Annotated in this window: 14 protein-coding genes and 2 tRNA genes; 4 read left to right on the top strand and 12 right to left on the bottom strand. The window is 52.7% G+C overall.

Annotation, left to right across the window (positions count from 1 at the left end):
* Positions 1–60: 60 nt before the first annotated feature.
* Positions 61–651, bottom strand: a complete 591-nt coding sequence (locus tag BN8_RS14595; protein ID WP_009282674.1) for an outer membrane beta-barrel protein — start codon at positions 649–651, stop codon at positions 61–63.
* 186 nt (positions 652–837) lie between these two features.
* Positions 838–1,884 (bottom strand): S1C family serine protease, encoded by a 1,047-nt coding sequence (locus BN8_RS14590; RefSeq protein WP_040005822.1) that lies wholly within the window; start codon positions 1,882–1,884, stop codon positions 838–840.
* 191 nt (positions 1,885–2,075) lie between these two features.
* Between BN8_RS14590 and BN8_RS33320 the strand changes: the two genes are divergently transcribed.
* Positions 2,076–2,252: a hypothetical protein gene (locus BN8_RS33320; protein ID WP_009282672.1), complete on the top strand. Its 177-nt coding sequence runs from the start codon at positions 2,076–2,078 to the stop codon at positions 2,250–2,252.
* A 67-nt stretch (positions 2,253–2,319) separates the two neighbouring features.
* The gene (locus BN8_RS14585) at positions 2,320–2,727 is read left to right on the top strand and encodes a DUF4332 domain-containing protein (protein WP_009282671.1); all 408 of its coding nucleotides are present in this window, start codon (positions 2,320–2,322) and stop codon (positions 2,725–2,727) included.
* Positions 2,728–2,799: 72 nt separating this feature from the next.
* Here the strand turns inward: BN8_RS14585 and BN8_RS14580 are convergent, their stop codons facing one another.
* From BN8_RS14580 to BN8_RS14545, 8 genes are all read right to left on the bottom strand, one after another.
* Entirely contained in the window at positions 2,800–3,546 is a 747-nt protein-coding gene (locus BN8_RS14580) for a porin family protein (RefSeq protein ID WP_009282670.1), read from the bottom strand.
* A gap of 58 nt (positions 3,547–3,604) precedes the next feature.
* Positions 3,605–4,432, bottom strand: coding sequence for a diadenylate cyclase CdaA (gene cdaA / locus BN8_RS14575; RefSeq protein ID WP_009282669.1), 828 nt, complete (start codon positions 4,430–4,432; stop codon positions 3,605–3,607).
* Positions 4,433–4,461: 29 nt separating this feature from the next.
* Positions 4,462–5,478: a ribonuclease Z gene (locus tag BN8_RS14570; protein WP_009282668.1), complete on the bottom strand. Its 1,017-nt coding sequence runs from the start codon at positions 5,476–5,478 to the stop codon at positions 4,462–4,464.
* Positions 5,432–5,851, bottom strand: coding sequence for an STAS domain-containing protein (locus tag BN8_RS14565; RefSeq protein ID WP_009282667.1), 420 nt, complete (start codon positions 5,849–5,851; stop codon positions 5,432–5,434). The genes BN8_RS14570 and BN8_RS14565 overlap by 47 nt, the downstream gene beginning before the upstream one ends.
* 83 nt (positions 5,852–5,934) lie before the next feature.
* The gene (locus BN8_RS14560; protein WP_009282666.1) at positions 5,935–6,918 is read right to left on the bottom strand and encodes a phosphoribosylaminoimidazolesuccinocarboxamide synthase; all 984 of its coding nucleotides are present in this window, start codon (positions 6,916–6,918) and stop codon (positions 5,935–5,937) included.
* 224 nt (positions 6,919–7,142) lie between these two features.
* Positions 7,143–8,318 (bottom strand): acetyl-CoA C-acyltransferase, encoded by a 1,176-nt coding sequence (locus BN8_RS14555; RefSeq protein WP_009282665.1) that lies wholly within the window; start codon positions 8,316–8,318, stop codon positions 7,143–7,145.
* A 21-nt stretch (positions 8,319–8,339) separates the two neighbouring features.
* Positions 8,340–9,035, bottom strand: a complete 696-nt coding sequence (locus BN8_RS14550; protein ID WP_009282664.1) for a tetratricopeptide repeat protein — start codon at positions 9,033–9,035, stop codon at positions 8,340–8,342.
* A gap of 56 nt (positions 9,036–9,091) precedes the next feature.
* On the bottom strand, positions 9,092–10,054 hold the full coding sequence (locus BN8_RS14545; RefSeq protein WP_040005821.1) for a vWA domain-containing protein: 963 nt from the start codon (positions 10,052–10,054) through the stop codon (positions 9,092–9,094).
* A gap of 168 nt (positions 10,055–10,222) precedes the next feature.
* Here BN8_RS14545 and BN8_RS14540 point away from each other — a divergent pair.
* A tRNA-Ser gene (locus BN8_RS14540) sits at positions 10,223–10,309 on the top strand.
* Between the two features lie 13 nt (positions 10,310–10,322).
* A tRNA-Pro gene (locus BN8_RS14535) sits at positions 10,323–10,397 on the top strand.
* A 1,162-nt stretch (positions 10,398–11,559) separates the two neighbouring features.
* On the opposite strand, the gene BN8_RS31750 is transcribed toward BN8_RS14535, so the two are convergent.
* Both BN8_RS31750 and BN8_RS31745 read right to left on the bottom strand, forming a co-directional pair.
* Positions 11,560–14,415, bottom strand: a complete 2,856-nt coding sequence (locus BN8_RS31750; protein ID WP_009282662.1) for an ATP-binding protein — start codon at positions 14,413–14,415, stop codon at positions 11,560–11,562.
* A 936-nt stretch (positions 14,416–15,351) separates the two neighbouring features.
* On the bottom strand, positions 15,352–18,303 hold the full coding sequence (locus tag BN8_RS31745; RefSeq protein WP_009282660.1) for a PAS domain-containing sensor histidine kinase: 2,952 nt from the start codon (positions 18,301–18,303) through the stop codon (positions 15,352–15,354).
* Between the last annotated feature and the right edge of the window lie 278 nt (positions 18,304–18,581).

Below are 18,581 nucleotides of genomic sequence, written 5' to 3'. Positions count from 1 at the left end.
GCATCATGCGTTACCGAGACAACGCTCTACGTGTTATGGGCAACTTTAAGCGAAGAAGCACTACCGGCGTCCTCCGCCGATGTCAAACCCTACTTTTATGCCCAGATATGAATTCTCGCTGGTAACCGTTGTGGTGCCCAGCCGATTATCAGTGGTCGGGGCTGCGTTGTATTCAACGGCTGCTACAAAGTGGCCTACTTTGACACCCCCACGGATCATACCGCCAAACTTCGTGTCGTTCACAAACTCGACGTTCTGGTTGTTATTCTGACCATCGGTGATCACCACTGTACCGGCTGCGCCTACAACAAAGAGCCCCAGCCCGGCCCCTAGAAAGGGACGGACATTGTTCTGGCCAAACAGGTAATTACCCGTCACCAGAACTGAACTGAACGCGCCTACATCACCAGTGGTTGTATTGCCGTTCACCTGAACGCCCCGGGCTACCCAGGCCGATTCAAGGCGCAGGCCAAGGTCGAGGTTATCGGTAACACCGTACTTTGGTTCGACGGCAAGCAGAAAACCACCGTCAACGCCCGGCGACAGGGGTTTGGCGTATCCAACCGACGCATTCACTTTGAAGGGTTTGTATTGCTGTGCAGTAGCCGACAGGGTACCAAGCAACAAGATTGAAAGAAGGAGCTTTTTCATACGTGTACATGAAATAGTGATAAATGAAACAAACTAATGTTGCTATATGATGATTCATGATAGCAGACACATTACTCATAATGCGAGCAGAATGTTATACGATCCGGCCAAAACTTAGTAATGTTCAACAAAAAAAGACCTGAGTAACCCCAGGTCCTTTTTTTTGTTGAACGTGCGTAATTGGCTCTATTTCAGTTCGCCCGGCGTAGCCATAACGCCCCGTTGCCGGTTGTCGCGCAGGATGGTCAGTTGAATTCGCCGACCAATCGTTTCTTCCGTCAGCAGGCGGTGCAGGTCATCGACGGTAGCCACGGGTTGCCCGTTGAATCCAACGATGATATCGCCCTGCTGCAACTCACTGTTACCCGCTACGCCGTCGGCCTCCACACTGGCAATGATGACCCCCGTTCGGGCGCTGAGCTGGTTATATTGCCGGATGCGCTCCGTCAGGTTGATCAACTGACCGGCAATACCCAGATACCCCCGTCGGACCCGACCGTGCATTATGAGCTTCCCGGCAACCAGCGCGGCCAGATTCGACGAAACCGCGAAACAAATGCCCTGAGCGGGCAAAATCACGGCTGTGTTGACGCCGATTACGTCGCCGTTGGAATTCACCAGTGGCCCACCTGAGTTTCCGGGATTCAGGGCGGCATCGGTCTGGATGACGTCGTCGATCAGGCGCCCCGATTCAGAACGTAGCGTACGGCCGAGCGCGCTGACCACACCGGCCGTCAGCGAATACTGAAAGCCGTATGGATTACCGATAGCAATGGCAATCTGCCCGACCTGCGTCTGTTTGGAATCCGCGAATTTGATGGCTTTCAGGCCTTCACCGTAGATCTTCAGTACGGCAATGTCGGTAGCGGGGTCGCGACCGATCAGGGTGGCTTCGTAATCACGGCTGGGTTCATCCTGTCGCTCGGGCACTGTTACGTCAATTTTGGTTGCGCCTGCTACAACGTGGTTATTAGTAATGATATACCCATCCGAAGAGATAATGAATCCGGAACCAGAGCCACCCCCATCGCCCCGACCAGGCCGACGCCGGGTATCAGGCTGATTGCTGTCGGAAGCACGGCCGCTGACCTTAATCTGAACCACCGACGGGCTCACTTTTTTGGCTACATTTACGACTGTATTTGAGTACGCATCCAGCAGGATTGGGTCCTGATCACCAATACCACCGGCCTGCGACGAGATGTCGGCAAATGTCACAAATTGAGTTTCCATACCTATGTTGTTTATCTGGATAGGGGAACTGCGCCAACATCTGTTCCAGTACACTATCTTCATGTATCCAGGGCAGTCGATCAGCCATTTTGTCCTGAACTTGCCGGTTTCTGCCTTGCATGGCGACCATATCCTATAATTGATCAAAACACGATTGTAACAAACCTGCTAAAAAGGCAGAGTAAGTACGTATGACATTCGAAGAATACCTGACCCAGAAGAAGATTAACGCCGATCAGTTTCGGACGAATGAGCCAGCGCGTTATGCCGAATGGGAAGCTGAGTTCAGCCAGATGCACCCCGAAAGCTTCACGGCCCAGAAAAAATTTTTGATTAACGACATTAGGAGAAAATATAATAATCGCTAAAATAGCGAATAGATAGCGGCTTGAAGGTCAAGTCGTTTCGTATGTGCTTACCTAAAACCTATTCATTATGAGTATTACTCTTGGAGAACTGCGTGGAATTACTAACGCCGTTCTAAACGCACTGAAAGCGCAGGGTCTCGGCGACAGCAGTGCTTTACTGGAAGCAGCTAAAACTCCGGAGGGGCGTAAAGCACTGGCATCGGCTGCCGGTATCAACGCTACCATGATTCTTGAATTAGCTAACCGGGCAGATCTGGCCCGCATCAAAGGGGTTGGTCGTGTGTATAGTGACCTGCTGGAAGAAGCGGGTGTCGATACCGTAAAAGAACTGGCGCATCGTTCTCCCGAAAACCTGCACGCTAAACTGATTGAAATCAATAATGTCCGGCAGTTCACCCAGCGTCCGCCATCGATGGAGCAGATCGCGGATTTTGTTGAGCAGGCCAAAGCCCTGCCAGGTATGCTGGAATATTGAAGAAAGGAGGAAAGAAAGGAATAGGCAAAACCCTTTTCTCCTTTCCTCCCTCCTCCCTTTCCTCCTTTCTTTTTAAAAACTAACCAACAACCCCACTGATGCGTAGTTGATCCACGTAAAGTTGTACACTTCGTCGACGTCGGCGCCACCTTCTACAACCCGGTAGCCGGCTTTCAGGCCAACCGCTGGACTAAGCCGGTACGCAAGACCGGCAAATATATCCTCCGCCCGTCCAAATCGGGAGCCCAGCGCATCGCCCTCTACCAGAATGGACCACTGCTCCGTAGGCCGGTAGGCCGCGTAAAAATTGAGCAGCGGCACGAACCCCACATTGTCGTAGCCTGTATCCCGGTTTTCGCTCACCAGCCGGACGTTGGCATCCCGGATTTTAGCCGTGAAGCCTGCCCCAACACGCCAGCGTTCACTCCGTACAAAATCGTAGCGGTACGTCAGTCGGTACGAGTTAAAGGTATAATAAGCCGTAGTAGCCCTATCGGCCGGGAAAACAACATTGTTATAGTTCACTGCCTGAGGAAACGCGCCTTCATACCGAACGGTCAGCGGAGCGTATAGTGCCGAAATAGTATGCCGATCCGCAATCGTGTATCCCAGCCGAATGCGGTAAAAGACCTTGGGCTTCACCGATAGATCCTCGGCCAGGTTAAATTTCGTACCCCCCTGATTGGGTATCCGTACGTTATTGTAGGGAGTGCCGAGGACAAGGCCCGATTCCAGGTCGAGCCGAACCTGGGCCTGAGCCTGAATAGAACCGGTTAGTAGCGCAATCGTGAGCGCAGCAAAGAAGCGATTAGCGTTCATAGATCGTTGATGTATGAACACCTAACGATCCAGGTAAGCAATGGTTTTGACGGACTGCTCAGGGCGTAATGTTGCCCAGTGGTTTAAGGCCCGGTTCGTTCAGGTACTTATCCAGTCGGCTTTCCAGCTCGGGCAGGCTCAGGTTGGTCGATAGTTCGCCATTGATAGCCAGCGCCAGTCGGCCGGTTTCCTCCGATACGGCAATCACAGCCGCGTCGGTGGCTTCGCACATGCCCAGAGCCGCCCGGTGGCGGAAGCCCAGCGCCGGTGGCAGTACGTCGTCGTCAGATACGGGCAGGATGCAGCGAGCTGCCACAATACGTCCATTGCTGATGATAACGGCCCCGTCGTGCAGGGGGCTGTACTGGCTGAAAATCGAGAGCAGGAGCTGTTTCGACAGGTTAGCGTTGATTAACTCGCCTGTTTGTACGTATTTATCCAGATCATCGTTCCGTTCAATAACGATCAGCCCGCCCGAAAACTCGGCGCTCAGGGTTTTGCAGGCGTCGACAATAGGCTTGAGGGGCGTAATCGATTCGGGTAAATAAGGTTGCCGAAGCAGCCACCGGCGCATCAACCGGTTGTTGACTACGTTCGTCGATTTGCCGATCAGGAGGAGAAAGCGCCGGATTTCCTGCTGAAAAATAATGATCAGCGCGAGAGCTCCCACGCTGATAAAATACTCCAGAATGGTGGTCAGTAGGTTAAGTCCCAGTGCTTTAACTACAAGGTAAAGCAGGTAGATTAACAGATACCCGACAAACACCCGACTGGCTACGCTACCCCGGAGCAGGTTGTAAATCTGGTAAATCAAAACAGCAACCAGCAGGATGTCGAGAATATCGAGCCAGCCTACATCGAGAAAGCCTAATCGGAACAAAAACATTTTGTGGTAAGGTTCGGGTAGGTGCAAAGTTAATGCGCCCACTTGTTTATTTCGAGCGTTTCGCCTTCGACCGCCAGATACGTTTCCGGGAAAACGGTGCGGGCCTCGATCAGAAAGGGGTCAAATTTTTTGTAGCGGGATGAAAAATGGCCAATCAGTAACCGGCCGGCCCCGGCTCTGGCTGCAATAGTAGCCGCCTGCTGCGCCGTGGAGTGGAATACCTCGGTTGCCCGCTGAGCGTTGTCTTCCAGGAAGGTAGCTTCATGGTAGAGCAAATCCACACCCTGTAGCTGCGGAATCAGGAATTCGTTGTAACGCGTATCCGAGCAGTAGGCGTAGGACCGGGCCGGCGGACCAGCCTCTGTGTAGTCGGTGGCTGAGTAAAGTACCTGACCGGTTTCGTCCAGAATATCAAAGCCTTCTTTCAGTTGTTTCAGATACGTTACCGGTACGTCGTCGGGCAGGCGTTCACGCAGCAGTCGGAGCTTATGAGGTTTCTCCTGAAACAGATAGCCGGAACAGTCAATGCGGTGTTCGAGCGGAATCGACGTCACTGTCAACTGTGGATGATCCAGGAGCAGCGTCGGATTGCCGGTATCGACCGGCTGAAAGTGAAGCGGGTAGCCGAGCCGCGTGTCGGACACCCTGAACATGGTTGTCAGGACCTCATCCAATCCCTGCGGTCCGAACAGGTACAGGTCTTCCGTACGTCCCGACAGGTTCAGCGTCGACAGGAGCGGGGGCAGGCCGAAATAATGATCGCCGTGGAGGTGGCTGATAAAAATGTAGCGAAGACGCCCGGGGCGAATCTTCTGTTCAATGAGTCGAAACTGGGTGCCTTCACCACAGTCAATCAGCATGTACTCATTACCAACTGTCAGGAGCTGGGCCGTCGGATGACGGCCCAGCGTGGGCGTAGCTGAGCCCGCGCCCAGAATCGTGAGCGCGAAGGAATGAACCGAAGTCCGTCCGGCAGGGTCCGGCTGGCCGTGGTTTACGCTAGAAATCGGTGTCCCGGCCGCTGCTGACCCCTCCCTCATACTCATCGTCGTCCTCGCTGCGGAAATCGTTTTCCAGTTCATTCATGAATACGGCGTCAATGGCCTCTTCAACCGTCGGAAGAATGGTCAGGTCGCTGATATTGGCCGTATCCAGGGTTTCAATTAACTCATCACGTTTCGTAACTAAAACGAGCAAACCAACTTCATTGACGCACTGCCGGTTAATCTTGCGAATCGCCATAATGCCTGCATTATCCACTGCCTGAATCGGCGTCATATCAACGATAATGTTGCTATAGCCCTCCCGGAAGAGACTGCGGCTCAGTGTTTCAAAATCAGTTGGCACATCACCCGAAAATTCGCTCTCTGTCAGCCGAATCAGGGCATACTGCTCATTCTTTTCAATTGTGTAATTCATGCGTTGCAAAAGGTTCCGGGCCTAAAAGTAAAACGAATAAGCTACAATGTAAAACCGATTCATGACCGTAGGGGCCCCGTGGGTTAGGCGTTTGTAAGGGCTTGCCGGATGGCCGTTTCTATACGATTCAGCGGATCAGCTTCCGGTGCCGTTTCAAAGGACTGACCCGTAACGGTTTCAAACAGTTCAATGTATCGCTTCGTAATCTGGTTTACCCATTCGTCACTCATCTCCGGTACGGTCTGGCCGGTTTTACCCTGAAAATTATTTGCAATCAGCCATTCCCTAACAAACTCTTTGGACAATTGTTTCTGCGGCTGCCCGGCTTGTAAGTTTTCGGTATAGGTGTCGGCATAAAAGTACCGCGACGAGTCGGGCGTATGGACTTCGTCGATGAGGTAGATCTGCCCATCGAGTTTACCGAACTCGTATTTGGTGTCGACCAGGATCAACCCCTGTCTGGCGGCCATCTCCGTGCCCCGTTGGAAGAGGGCCAGGGCGTACTGCTCCAACTGACTGTATTCTTCTTCGCTCACGATACCACGACCAATAATCTCCTCCCGGCTGATGTCTTCGTCGTGACCTTCGTGGGCTTTGGTGGTCGGGGTGATGATGGGCTGAGGTAGCCGGTCGTTCTCGCGCAGGCCATCAGGGAGGGGTACCCCGCAGAGGGTGCGGTGGCCATCACGGTACTGCCGCCAGGCGTGGCCCGCCAGATAGCCCCGCACAACCATCTCAACCGCGTAGGGTTCGCACTTCAACCCGATGCTAACGTTCGGGTCGGGAACGTCGATCAGCCAGTTCGGGACAAGATCGGCCGTAGCCCGCAGGAAATAGGCGGCTGTCTGGTTCAGTACCTGGCCTTTGTACGGAATTGGTCGGGGCAGCACTACGTCAAAGGCCGAGATGCGATCGGTGGCGATCATCACGAGCCGGTCGGGAAAAGCGTATACGTCCCGCACTTTGCCTCGGTAGAAGCTCAGTTGCCCGTCGAACTGAAAATTGGTTTCATGAATGGCGTTAGACGGAATGGCTGGCGTTTTCAGTTTACTGTTTTCTGTTGTCATTGTGTTAGTAGTTACGTCCTTTCACGTCGGGTTGATCAAAGAAGTTAAGTTATCAATCACGTTCTCAGAAAATCGGCCGCCGTCAAAAGACGTTTGAACGCTGATAGAGTTTACTATGTAGCCGGTACGCTGCCTCGGCCAGTAGTTAGGTTTTTGTCAGGTGCTCAGCCTCTCAAGACGAGTAATGATGGCCTGCTACCGAAAACAGTAAACCGAAAACGTACTTACAGTTTCTCCAGCACCAGTGCCGAAGCACCCCCGCCCCCGTTGCAGATACCAACGGCACCGTAGCGGCCCCCGTTCTGCTGAAGAACGTTCGTCAGGGTTGTTACGATCCGGGCTCCCGATGCACCCAGCGGGTGACCAATGGAAACGGCTCCTCCGAATACGTTCAGCTTTTCCTGCGGCACACCCACGACTTCGCTGAACGCCAGGGGTACAACGGCGAACGCTTCGTTTACCTCGTAGTAGTCAATGTCGTCGGCTTTGAGACCAGCGCGCTCCAGGGCCAGTGGAACGGCCTTTGTTGGGGCTGTCGTGAACCACTGAGGTTCCTGTTCCGCGTCGGCATAGGCCAGAATTCGGGCCAGTGGTTTCAGGCCGAGTTCGTCGGCTTTCCGGCGGCTCATTACGACCAGCGCCGAGGCTCCATCGCTGATGGGTGACGAACTGGCGGGCGTTACGGTGCCGTCGGGGGTAAAAGCCGGCTTGAGGGTCGGGATCTTATCGTAAATTACGTTCTTGTATTCTTCGTCTTCGGCAACCGTGACGCTGCCTTTGCGGCCCGCTACTTCAACCGGAACGATCTCCGCTTTAAACTGGTCGTTCTGGGTACTGGCTTCCGTCCGGCGGTACGACTGTACTGTGTAGGCATCCTGTGCTTCCCGGCTGATGCCGTAATGCTTTGCGGTCTGATCGGCAAAAACGCCCATGGCGCACTGATCGTAGGCATCGACCAGACCATCCCGGGCCAGCCCGTCAACGAGTTCAGCGTTTCCGTATTTATAGCCAAACCGGGCTTTCGGAACGTAGTAGGGCGTGTTGGACATACTTTCCATACCGCCCGCTACGATAATATCGGCCAGACCCAGTTGAATGGACTGGGCGGCCAGCATGATGGCTTTGGTGCCCGATGCGCACACTTTATTGATGGTCGTGCATGGCACACTGGCGGGTAGTCCGGCTTTCAGGGCGGCCTGCTTAGCCGGAGCCTGACCCAGGTTGGCCGACACTACGTTACCCATGTATACTTCCTGGACCTGATCGGGCTGCACACCCGCACGGGCCAGCGCCCCTTTTATGGCCGCAGCCCCAAGGTCCGTTGCCGACAACGTCGATAAAGCGCCACCGAAACTGCCAATGGGCGTCCGGACGGCTGAAATAATAACGACTTCGTTCATGATGGTTTTAGTTGTTGATACTTACCAGCGGTTGCCGGACGTTGCGGTTTCCAAGTCGGAGCGCCGGGTCGACCGGATCAGCGGATAGGGCAGATCATCGGCTTGCATGGCATTCAGCAGTTGCAGCGCCTGCTCTTCGGTTAGGTTTAGCTGCCGGAACCGACGTAGCAGATCGTCCTGACGATCCGACCGCTCTACCAACTGTCCCCCCATCGGTTTAGGTTTGTTAACCTGCTGGGGCTGTTTGGTGGATGATTTCGTTCGGGGATTGGGAGCCGGTGATTTTTCCGAATACCGCTGTTTTACTAACTCAAAATTATACCTGGCGGGTTCATTATTGGGGTCTTCCAGTAACGCCTGTCGAAAGAGCGACAGGGCGGTGGCGCTATCACGGCGTAGGCAGGCAATAACACCCAGTTGCGTAGCCGCCACAGTTCGCAAATCGGGGCGGTCGGAGCGAAGCAGGTTTTCGTACTGTGGCTTGGCTTTACTGTATCGACCGAGGTGAAAGTACGTATGACCCAGATTCAGGCGAACGGCCGGATCAATGGTCGTCGTCAACCGGCTCAGGTAGGCGTAGCGATTGAGAGCACGGACATAGTCACCTGCTTTGTAAGCCGCTTCCGCTTCCTGGCGAGCCTGGTTGTTAAGCGAAATCTGGTTCAGCAAAAGGGGCTCTTCCCACCATAACCAAAGGGCAATGAAGAGATAAATCATAGTCTATGAACGTACGTAGGGGGCAAAAGTAAGACGAAAGTTCAAAAAAGTCTGCCTTACAGCCAAAACGTCCGGATGATAACGAGCAGATCAAATGCCAGCAAACCCAGGGCCGCCAGCAGGAAATAATAATATTTATTGGTGGCAATGAGTACCCGGTTCTGATCGATTGTCCGGCCGGGCAGCGAACGGAGCATACCCGCCAGTTCATTAACGTACCGGCCTTCGGCGTCAGCTTCAAGATACTGCCCCCGGCCATCGCTGGCCAGGCTTTGCAGAAACGACCGGTTTAGTCGGGTACGGACGATCTGCCGCTGGTCGTCGCGAACAAAATCACGTCCCGCCCGAATCGACGATCCCGACTCGGTGCCGATCCCCACCGTAATGAGTGGAAGCCCAAACGTTCGGAGCCGGGCCAGCCCAGCGCGGTCGCAGGGGCCGAAGTTTTCACCATCGCTGAACAGAACAATGGCTTTGGTACTCTGGCGCGTACTGGGGTCGGTCAGGAGTTTCTGGCGGGCCAGTTCCAGCGCGTTGCAGAGATCGGTCCCTCCCCGGGCGGGTATGCTGGTACGTACATCCTGAACAAATCGCTTAAAGGCTTCGTGATCGGCCGTAAGGGGCGACAATACAAACGATTCAGATGCAGTCAGGATGAGCCCGAAGCGGTCGGAAGGGAGCGTATCGGCTAACTGCTGAATGTCGTATTTTACCCGTTCCAGTCGGGTAGGTACGATATCACTGGCATCCATGGAGCGTGAAACATCGACCAGCAGATATACATCCCGGCCCACTGTAGCCACATTGCGCTCGCCTTCGCCGAACAAAGGACCCTGCAAGGCCAGTAACATCAGGGCCAGGTATGTACTGCGCAGGAAAAATTTAGGAATAACGCCCCAGGCCGACGTATTGAGCTGCCGAGCCACCCGGAAAGTGCGCCGGATGTAGAGCACATACAGTGTAATAAAAATACCAATGAACCAATATTCAGTGGCCGAGAACGAATAAAGCCAGTTCATTACAACATAGAGTATAAGGCTGATTCTAACGTACTTCGGCTTCATCAACCCCTTCGAGGAAAGGCGAAATTAGCGATTTTGAAAAGATTTTGTGGTTTGGGTTTTGTTGTAAACGCCAAATCCCTCTATATTTGTGTCCCAATCGCGCGATGAGCAGCGGTTTCAAAAGGAGAGATGCCTGAGAGGCCGAAAGGAACAGTTTGCTAAACTGTCGTACTGGTAACGGTACCGAGGGTTCGAATCCCTCTCTCTCCGCAGCAAAGATATTCGGGGTGTAGCGCAGTCCGGTTAGCGTACCTGGTTTGGGACCAGGTGGTCGCAGGTTCGAATCCTGCCACCCCGACGATTAAAAGGTTTACAGTTTTAAGGTTTACGGTTTTCAGTTAGTACAGTCGCTGTAAACGTAGTAGCCGAAAACCGTAAACCTTTTTTCTTAGGTCCCGTAGCTCAGTTGGATAGAGCATCTGCCTTTAAATGAGGAGCCATAAGAGGGGAAACTACTTATGGGATGTTGTCAAATTCGGTGAAGTCTTCTGACCTTGAGTGCCTGATTCGATGGCAATTTGCGCAAAGGAGTATGTACTTATCCAGCTCCTGCAGGATCGCTTCCCACGACAATAGACGGAGTTTAGTCCAATCGTGGTCTTTCTGAGCAGGTGTTAGGTGGTAAAACTCAAAAACGGAGTAGTGGCTGTCTGACAAAGACAAGTAATAGTCGTGACAGGCGCCACCTTTGTAAATAAGGGCTTTACATTTTCGATCGATCCATCGTTGGGTTGCTTTCCGATTGAAGTACTGTTTACAATAGCACATAACTCCCCTGATTATGCGTCTTTGATTTATAGAAGTCGCTTAAGGGTTTGTGGATACCGCACTTGGTGCATTTCTTTCATCAATTGGTCGACAGGTTAATGATAATACCGAGCCAAGTCTCCCCAGGGCGGGAGAAAGGTGTAGAGACTATACGGCAACCACCTGTGTCTTAAATAGATATGGTGAAGATATAGTCCAGACCACAAATGTACAGATGTGTTGTTCCTGTGCAGCAGCGAAAGCTGTAGTGGTAAGCTAAGCAGACGGTCTTTGGTTCGAATCCAAACGGGATCACATTGATTATAAGTCAGTTAACTTACTGGTTGGCTGACTTTTTTTATTGTAAGTATAATAGCCTGCGTAACCAGAGACATTACGCTGCCTGAATTATTTCGGGATGGTAAGTGCCTTGCTTGTACGGCTTTCCGTTGTTGATCCGCGTGGTTGTAATACTATTCTGCCATTGCTGATCTGAGTTCAGGGTATCTCAGATCATCCTGCGACCGCAGATACCAGTCTTCAAGTTGTTGCTGCATCTGTTAAAAATGAGCAAGATGGTTCCCCAACTCTTCAGGGGACTAAGACAAGTATGAAGTCCTTGTAGATCTATACGAAGCCAGATTTCTGGCGATTGGAAGATAGTCTCGAGTATATACATAAGGGCATAGGCATTGGCCAAGCAGTCCTTGTGGCTACGAGTCGGAGTTGCCAGGGGGCATTATCGCCCTTAGCAGTTCACGAAGCCGCAATAGGTTAAGCGGCTTGAGCAGGTAAGCCGCAAAACCGGCCTGATCCGTTTGGGCTTTGAGCGGTTCCTGACCATAGCCCGTTAATGCAATAACTGAGATCGTGTTGCCCCACGGCTGCTCGGTAAGCCGCCTTTTTACCTCAAAGCCGTCCATGTGGGGCATGCCCAGATCCAGCAACATCATATCCGGTCGCCACTGCTGGGCCACCAATAGTGCGTCGGCACCACTATAGCTGGTCTGAGCTTCATAGCCGCTCAATTCAACCAGCCGAGCCGTCATATCGGCCAGCGTCTGATTATCGTCCACCACTAACACCCGGCCCTTGCTTTTAGCGGAAGAAGAAATAGATGGACCGGTTGTGACCGACCCGGAGACCTCAAGCGTCAGCGGCAACCGAATTAAAAATTCACTGCCTTGCCCCGGTCCTTCACTACGTACCTCAATACTGCCGTCATGCAAAGCCACCAGTTGCTTAACCACAGCCAAGCCCAGGCCTAAGCCGCCCTGGGGCCGGTCCAGGGTGGTTTCGCCCTGCACGAAAATATCGAAGATGGCTTCCTGCCGGTCAGCAGCGATTCCGATGCCATCGTCCTTCATCCGCAGGAGCGCTTGCTTACTGAGCGCCGAATTGTCTGCTAACTCCAGGCTAACCCACACGTGACCCGCTGGCTGGGTGTACTTTAGGCCATTAGTCAGCAGATTCATCAGCACCTGTTTTAGCCGGGTTTCATCGCCCTGCATCACAAGTGAATAAGGGGGCAAAGCTAGGCTTAACTGCCGCTGCTGCTGCTCATAAAGCGGCTGGGCCACTTCGACGGTTTGACGCACCAACGTCACCAGATCAATGGGCTGTTTGTGAAGTTGAATCAGACCATAACGGATGCGGCCTACATCCAGCAGATCATCTACCATGCGCGTCATGTATCTTACTTCCCGGCTCATTAGCCTGACAGCCTTTGGGTAGGACAAGTTTTCGTCGGTTCCGTCGGTTAGTTCCAGAACCAACAGCAGGTTAGACACCGTAGCCAGTGGGTTCCGCAGTTCGTGACCCAGCATAGCCAGAAACTCATCCTTGCGTCGGTTGGATTCCTGGAGAACTTCTTCGGCTTGTTTGCGTGCGGTAATATCGCTGGATGCGCCCAGCCAGGACTGAATGGTGCCCTGCTCATCGAGCATGGGAATCGCCCGGGAAAACATCCAGCCGATGGTTCCGTCCGCCCGCATGATTCGGTGCTCCAATTCAAAAGGGGTTCTGGTGCGGATGGCTTCTTGAATCAGTTGCTGTATCTGCGGTTGATCTTCAGCCGGAATGTACGTTTGAAGCCAGGTAGCATTCGAATCCTGTATATCGGCCGGAAACGTTGTGCCGATGAGTCGATGCAGCTGCGTCCAGTCTGGATTCATCCGATAAACAATATCGGAGGAGGCCGTGACCAACATACGAAATTGCTCTTCGCTGTGGCGTAACGCTTCCTGGGCTTGTTTGCGCTCAGTGATGTCGTCAAAGACGACCACGAATTGCCGGTTGTCTGCCCCGCCTACTCGAGAGGTATAGGCGGTATACCACCGATCAGTGGCCTGGTTGTAATTCTCAATACGTATCGGCTGACCGGTTTGCACGACTTGATGATAAGCCTGGAGCCAGTACGATTCAACGTTGGGCGCTATCTCACTGCTCAGCCGGCCCACTGTGTTCTGGAGACCGGTCTGCCACTCAAATACGGGATTGACTTCCAGAAAGCGATAATCGACGGGCTGTCCGGCCTGATCGTAAATCAGCTCACTGATATGAAAGCCTTCGTCAATGGAGTCGAACAGGGTACGATACTTTTGCTCCGAAGCCCGCAAGGTTTCTTCAGCGCGGGCGCGCTCGTGGGCTGTCCAGGTGCGCTCGGCCGTTTCTTCCACTAAGCTTATCTCTTCGGGCTGCCAGGGACCCGGCTGTTCACGAATGGCACTCAGCACCACGACCAGCTTACCGTGCCTAAGCAGGGGTACCGAGATAAAGGCCCGCACATTCAGATCAGCGTAAGCGGCTACCTGCTCATCCGTCACGTTCGCTTCGGCTTCAATATCGCTGATCACAACGGTACGGCCGGCTTTGAAAGCGGTCTGCTCGTTGGGTCTAAAGCTGCTGATGGCGTATTGGCCGATCATGCTCGATAACCCTGCCGAATGGTATTCGTGCTCAACAACATAGGTGTTTGTCTTTACCTCGGCGTAGTTGACCCGAATGGCCCCCAGCTCTTGAGCTAGCAGTTGGCAGGCAATTGTCGGCATATTCGGTTGATCAGCATACATTCGCAACGTATCGGCTAACTTCAGGAGGTAGGTCTGCTGCTTTTGGCTGGCACGCAGGGCCGCTTCAGCTTTTTTGCGGGCCGTGATATCATCAAACAGAATCGCCACCTGGTGATTCGTAGCAGGGCCGAAAGGAAAAGCGAAGACTTCGTACCAGACTCCACCGGCTAAATGGGCGGCCTGATTCTCGAAATGAATCGGCTGACCGGTTTTGACCACCTGAGCGTACGTGTCAAACCAGTGTTGTTCATGGGCCGGCTGAAGTTCCCGCATCGTTTTGCCCACGGGGTCAACCAAGCCGGTTTGCTGTTCGAAAACGGGATTTACTTCCAGGAAGCGATAATCGAGCGGTTGGCCTGTCTCATCAAACAATACTTCAATGATACAGAACCCCTGCTGCATATGATTGACCAGCATCAGGTATTTCTCACTTGCAGAAAGATTGTCGGGCTGGCTGGAATCGCCATGAAACCAATCGCTTTGTTGTGGGTTGTTCATGGCTGTAGCGAAGGATTTATTGCCTAAACCACTCAATTAAGGAAGTGTTCAAGCCGGTAACCGTGACCCAATTTGATTGAAACTCTTCAATAGAAAGGTACAATGAGCTAACTATAAAGTCGAATGATTACCTTACGCATACGACTAAATGTCTGTTTTGTAGGAGAGTAAAACAATGCGTAAGAAAGCTGCTGTTTTTACTGAATAACCGTTTCAGTCAGCTATTTCATCGTTGGTTCAATGACAAATCAATACGGAAGTGATTTATCATTTTTAAAGTAAATAAGCTGATTGATAAGGACTAATTAGTTGTTGTAAAGATGGTAATGAAATGGCAATACATACCGACTAAGTTGTCGGCCTGAATAACTCACATTGACAGAGTAACTGCGTCTTTTTTAATGAAATGACAAAATTCTCTCGTACGAGTTGGTAATGGTTAAGTATAGACGAATGAAGAGGTTTTTGAGATGAACCTTTGGCTCTTTCAATCAACTGATCCATCCGTTGAATATGTGCCATGATGTTCACTATCTGATTTTGGTAGTGCAAGAGTAAGCCCTGAATGAGTTCAGCATGGTTCTCCCTGTTTACGCTTGTCTGGCCGGTAAGGTCCGGACTGGTAATCAGTCTGGGTGTCTCCGGATGTAGTTGATTGTGAAGTTGGCTGTATAGATTAACAAGGCGAGTTTGGGTAGGGCCGTCGACTACATCAATGTATTTGGCAATGATCGTATAAATATACTCCTCAAAAAGTCGCTTGAGGTGTTGGTTGTTGTTTTCCAAGAGCTAGCTATTGATGTAGTGCAACGTAATTCGCCTATGGGACAACTAACAATTGAGCCGCCGAAGGCACTGATTATAAAACGAACCTCTCAGCAGAGGTGGTATGACAATCGATTAACTGACACGGACTTTATGGGAGAATAAGAACCGTTAAGCGGGCAAATACACGCAGAAGGTGGCTCCCTGGCCTGGTGTACTGCTGGCCGTGATGCCCCCGCCATGATTCTCTATCACTCGTTGGCAAATGGCCAGCCCAACGCCTGTTCCGGGAAATTCGGTTTTGCTATGTAACCGCTGAAAAACCTGGAAGATCCGGTCCATATACTTCATGTCGAAACCTATTCCCTGATCGCTCACACTAATTTGGTGGTAGAAAGGGGCTGACTGGCTGGGCCGTACTTCGGCGGGCAGTTCGGCCAACTGCCGGTAGAAATACTCCACACGTATCTGAGGCTTTTGAGGAGCAGGCGTAAACTTGAGGGCATTGCTCAGCAGGTTCTGAAACAACTGCATCAACTGTGAACTATCTCCTTTGACAATGGGTAATTCATCTACTTCAACCTGGGCCTGGCGTTGCTCAATTTCCAGTGAGAGCGTATCTAGTACACCGGCCACTACGGTATCGAGTGAAATGGGCCCAAAGGTCTGCTGACGGGTAGCGATGCGGGAGTAGCTCAGCAGGTCCCGAATCAGCCTGGACATCCGGGAGCCGGATTTGACAATACGCTCCAGATAATCGGTCGCGGTGGCATCGAGTTGGTCGCCCAGGTACTGGCCCAGCAGGGTACTGAACGACTGAATCTTGCGCAGGGGCTCCTGCAAATCGTGGCTGGCTATGTAGGCAAACTGCTGGAGGTTGTCGTTGGAGCGTTGCAGATCCTGATTGGCCAGCTCTAACTCATGCGTCCTCGTCTGCACCCTGGCTTCCAGCTCTTTGGAGAGTTGCCGGTAGCGGGCTTCGCTTTGCCGAAGGGCCTCTTCGGAACGCGCCCGCTCGACGGCCGACCAGGTTTGCTCGGCTGTTACCTCGATTAACGCCACTTCATCAGCCGACCAGTGGTGCGGCTGGCTAAAATGAACAAAGAGGATAGCCACCAGCCTGCCCTGTTTGACCAAGGGCACGTTAATCGTAGCTCCTAACTCAAGAATGGCATGGGCTTGCTTTTCGGCTTCAGTTAAGGTAGGGTCATGGGCAATGTCCGAACGAATGACCGTTTTTCCCACCTGTAGATCGCTTAACAGCGCTGGTCCATAATCCTTATACTGGTAAACGCCTTCCAGATCCGGCACATCCACTACGTAATTACGGGTGACGGCCACCAGGGCTTCGTCGGGCTGCGTTTCGGCGTAGCCCGCCCGGTTCGCTCCCAGATACTGCCCCAGTACGGTAACCGCCTGGTGCTGAATGGCCACTGGGTTGTCCAGGGGACGTAACTGATCGTTGAGTTGGAGCAGGAACGCCTGTTGTTGCGCACTCTTTCGCAACGCCGTTTCGGCGAGCCGGAACTCGGTTACGTCGGTGTTGATGGCCACGGCCGCCACGACCTGACCATTGGCTACTACCGGAGAGGCCGCACAACGCATCACCCGGTCTTCGCCACTCAGGCGGTGCCGTACCAGCACATCCTGCACTACGTGTTCGCCCCCCAGCGCCCTGGCAAATGCCTGCCGCTCGATCGGAATAAGCTCTCCACTTAGCCAGTCGCGCGTTTGTATCTCTTCGGCCAATATGCTAATATGACGGTTAAGCTCGTCGGCGCTGGTAAAGCCAAGCTGTTCCAAAGCCGCCTGGTTGGCCAGGGTTATGCCGTCCATGCCACCAATATAAAGGCCATCGGTTATGCTTTCCAAGACAGCCCGCAACCGCCCTTCACTTTGTCGAAGGGCCTCTTCCGCCTGCTTTCGATCCGTTGTATCGATGAAAGCCGCTACGCCCAACTTGATGGCTCCTTGAGAATCAAAAACGGGTACGGTGTTGACAGTCGCATAGCCCCAGCTACCATCGCCCCGCCGGAGTTTCATCTCCGTAGCAACCACCGTTTCGCCCTGTAATAATGTCCGCACCATCGGCATGGTTTCCAGCGGAAAGGGTTCACTGGTGAGTGGATCAAATAACTGCCAGTTTTTATAAGCCTCAATATCCTTACTGACCCGAAACGGATGCCGAAAAATCTGCTCGACCTGGGGATTGCCGTAGATCAGCTCGCCCTGCGCATTAGCAATGAGAATACCCACCGGCAATGCCTCCAAGATGGTGTGTAAGCGGCTTTGTTCGGCCAGCACCTCCTGACGAGCCAGCACCTGCTGGGTCACTTCAACGGCTACAATCAATACGCCGACTACGGTTCCGTCGGTACCCCGCTGGGGCTGGTAGGTAAACGTTATGTAAATCGTTGCAGGTTGGTCCCGCCGGATAAGTTGCACAGGCACTTCCTGGTCAGTATAAGACTGTCCGGTAGTCATAACCTGCTGCACCCATTGATCAAGCCTCTGCCTCTGAGTCTCCGGGATAGCTTCAGACAGCGGCTTGTTAATGAGCTGCTCGGGCGAGCGACCCACTAGTTGAGCATAGAAGGGGTTGGCTGAGCGAAACGTCAGTTCAGGTACGCTGATAGCGGCAATACCCACGGGTGTCTGCTCGAATTGATTGAGTATTTGTTTCTGGGAACTTTCGAGTTTTTGCTGGGTCAGTACCTGCTGGGTTACGTCCTGAGCAATACCGCCAAAGCGGCTGAGTTCACCGGTTTCGGTAAAGTAGGAACGTCCCACAAATCGTACCCAGCGCAGGAGTCCATCGTCGGCCCCCAGGGTACGGTAGGTTTCATCGTAGCTTTCTCTGAACTGGGGCGATATAGCCCGCTGAACAGCCTGGATAACCCGATCTACGTCGTCGGGATGTATATACCGAACAGCTTGTTCATAGGCTAAACGGTTATTATGAGCCAGGCCAAAGAGCTGTCGACACTGGTCGTCCCAGTGTAGGAGCCGGGTTAGTGGATCAAACTCCCAGACGCCAAGTCCGGCCGCCCGAAGCGCAAAGTCAACATCTAGTCGTTGATTGAGTGAGGGCGTCGAATGAGTGGGTTGCTGGTGATCGGGCATACTACGTATTAAATAAAGCTATCTATAAATGTACCGAGGTTGGCATAAGACTAACGGTACAACTGGCTAGATCTATAAAAATGAGAATAATGTAGCAATTTATAGGATTTGCCAAGAAAAAAAGTCGGAGAAACCACCCCTCCGGCCCATGTGAACCGGGGTACCGCCGGACGGATGGTGTACAGACCAAGTTGCCTGATAAGGGAATCGAGCCAGAGCAACGATGCACTGGGTAACTGCCCTATGAGCCAGCGTGTCAGCTTGTTCGTTATGTTGTA

This window comes from Fibrisoma limi BUZ 3, assembly GCF_000296815.2.
Lineage (GTDB): Bacteria > Bacteroidota > Bacteroidia > Cytophagales > Spirosomataceae > Fibrisoma > Fibrisoma limi.
This window is presented reverse-complemented; position numbering and strand designations above follow the sequence as displayed.